Annotated in this window: 3 protein-coding genes; all 3 read left to right on the top strand. The window is 63.8% G+C overall.

Going from position 1 to position 2845, the window contains the following annotated elements:
- Positions 1 to 525 (top strand): Crp/Fnr family transcriptional regulator (locus NUW23_15790; GenBank protein ID MCR4427618.1); only part of this gene is annotated, 525 nt, incomplete at its 5' end.
- Positions 526 to 589: 64 nt separating this feature from the next.
- Positions 590 to 1249, top strand: coding sequence for a Crp/Fnr family transcriptional regulator (locus tag NUW23_15785; protein ID MCR4427617.1), 660 nt, complete (start codon positions 590 to 592; stop codon positions 1247 to 1249).
- Between the two features lie 649 nt (positions 1250 to 1898).
- Entirely contained in the window at positions 1899 to 2480 is a 582-nt protein-coding gene (locus tag NUW23_15780; GenBank protein ID MCR4427616.1) for a hypothetical protein, read from the top strand.
- Positions 2481 to 2845: the final 365 nt, after the last annotated feature.

Raw genomic sequence — 2845 nt, 5'->3', positions numbered from 1 at the left:
GAGGGGAAGATCAAGCTCTCCTACCTCGATCCGTCAGGGAAGCGGATCACCCTGGCCCTGCGGGGGGCGGGGGAGATGTTCGGGGAGATGGCCCTGGTCGGGGAGCAGCACCGCCGCCACCACGCCGAGGCCATCGAGGAGAGCGAGCTCATCCGGGTGGACCGGGACGCGTTCCTGTCCTGGGCCCGCCATCGCCCGGAGATCCTCCTCAGGCTCTTGCAGCTGTTTGGGCTGTGGGTGCGGGACCTCGAGGAAATCGTGGAGGACCTGGCGTTCCGGGACATCCAGGCCCGCCTCTCCCGACAGCTGTTGCGCCTGTCCCACGAGTACGGGGTGAAGACGAAAACCGGGATCCTCATCGGGTTTCGCCTCACCCACCGGGATCTCGCGGAGATGATCGGCTCGGCGCGGGAGAACACGACCGTGGTCCTGAACCGGTTCGAGCGGGAAGGGATCCTCGACAAGCGTCGCTACCAGATCGTGATCAAGGACGTGGAGGGGCTCAAGGGCAAGTGCCAGTGCTAGCCGGGCAGTTCCGGTAAGTAGGGGAGGTCGTCTCCACGCCCCAGGCCGGAGAGCGGGAGCATGCGTGTTTCTCTCCGGCCGCCATCCTTTCCGAGGTCGACGAGCAAACCGTGTCCGCGGTGGCGGGGCGATCCGACACCTTTCCTTCCCCGATGGGGCGTACTTGTTCCACCAGGGCGCACCGATAGCCGGTTCGTGCATCCTCTGCCGGGGCAGGGCGAAGCTTTTCACCCAAGCGTCCGGTGGGAGGAACGTGCTCCTCAGGTTCTGTCGGGCAGGAGAACTTCTCGTGATACCGGTTCGCGACGCGCATACGGTCTCGGCCCAGGCCGTGGGGGACGCGGTGGTGGGGATGATCCCTGGGGACACGTTCTTCAATTTGCTCCATCTTCATCCCAGACTCGCTTTGGAAGTGATACAACAGCTATCCCAGGAACTCCTCCGTCATCGGAAGAGGATGGTGGACCTTGCCGCGAAGACCGCGGGCGAACGGCTTGCCTCCCTCCGCCTAGAGTTGATGGCGGAACACGGGGTGGAGCAGAGCGACGGCACGGTGTTGATTGACCTTGTTCTCTCCCCGCAGGACTTCGCTGACGTGATAGGGTGCACCCGCCAGACGGTCAGCCTGGAACTGATCTGGTTGCGGGAGAAGGGGCTGCTCCCCTACGCCCACCGCCGGATCATTGTCCTCGATCCAGAGAGGATGGCTCAGCTCGTCCGGTGACGCCGTGACGGAGGCGGACCGAAGTTCGCCATCTTGGGCGAGGACATCGGAAGGGGGTAGGGCGTGGCCCCTGGTCGGCGTTGACGGCCAAGGTGGCGGATGTCCCTTATGGTCGGGCGGTCCTTGAGCGGCTGACCAGAAGGGGCGTTTGCCGCCATCCGTTGCCTAGGCGACAGGAGTTTGTCGGAAAGCCGACAAGATCTTGTCGGCTAGATGAAGTGCGATGAGAATTGTCCTCGTCCTTGGGATCCTGTGTACTGCTGGTATTGCTGCCCCCAGGAGTGCCATCAAGCGTACGATAGCTGTCGCTGATCGCCATCGGATGGATTAGCTTCTCCCTAGTGGGGCTAGGAGGTGGAAGTCCTGAACGTCGCCGCAGAGCCCCTATATAACATGGCAACCGTGCGGGGGAGCGGGCTCGAGGCCCCTCCGCGCACCTACGAAGAGTTCATGGCCATCGTCAAGGGGGCTCAGGCTGCGGGTCAATGGGCGTTGCTCGTTCCAAGGGACACCGATCCTGTTCTCGGTTGGCATCTGTTCGAAGCCCTCTACCTGGCCGGGGCGCGGGGGGGAGCCGGTCATCCGCAAGGTCCATCCGTGTGCAAAGGGCGGTCCGGTTTCGGTCGGGACTTTGTCCTCAGAGGAGAAAGTGGCGGTTCAAGTCGCTGCCTTTCTCAACGATCTTTTGTGCAGGGGCCTTGCCTACCGGCCGAAGACAGTGGTCGAGGGGACTCCGCAAGATTTCCTTTCACGTGGCGAAACGGCCTCGATCTTTGGCCGCCCACTGGACATCCTCCGGCTTGGGCAACAGGACTCGGGCTGGGTTTTCCAGGCCGGCCTTCCGCCTGTACCCGAGGATCGCGCGCCCGCCATGCTCACCGTCGGATTCTTGGTGGGATTCTATGTCGCGTCGACGGAGGAAAACCTGGAACGCGCGAGCGCGGTCGCCGCATGGCTCCTTTCCCATGACGCGGGCTCAATCGTGATGGAACGCGTCCCCCACCTCCTGCCCATGCGCGATGGGCTTGCCACGGCCTCCGACCTCGCAACGCAACTTCAACACAGGCCTGAGCTCATCCCGTTTGCAGAGGTCGCGGCCTTCACGGTCCCCAGCGTGCACTTCGCCCTCGGGCCTGAGGTCTGCCACAGGTTCTGGTACCCGTTGGTCCGATGCGAAGGAAGCGCTGAGGACCTGGTTCGTGCACTGCGTGAAGCTCTCTCCGGGCACTGATCCGGGGCGCCGTGATCGAGCTCTGACCAGTTCCACCCTGACTGGGCACATGCTTCCCCAGTTCCTCCAGCGTCACGGTGCTGCTCGTCCCGCGCGGCCTCGACTGACGGGGCGAACGATCCCTGGCGTGAATCGCGGAATTCCTCTGAAGTCGGTTCGCCTGAGTCCATACCATGGGAGAGGTGCGTGCCACTTGAGACGGCCGCCTCTCTTCCTTCGCACCGGGCTGCTTCCCGGTCGGTCGTGGGCCCACAGGACGGTTGCCGCCTAGCCGATATCGGTTGCGGTCGGAACTGCGCCCGGGCTATAATCCGCGCCGTTTTCTGCCAAGCGCGAAGGAGGGTCTGATGAAGGAGATCCGGTGG

It is taken from the genome of Bacillota bacterium (assembly GCA_024655925.1).
GTDB lineage: Bacteria > Bacillota > DTU025 > DTU025 > JANLFS01 > JANLFS01.
This window is presented reverse-complemented; position numbering and strand designations above follow the sequence as displayed.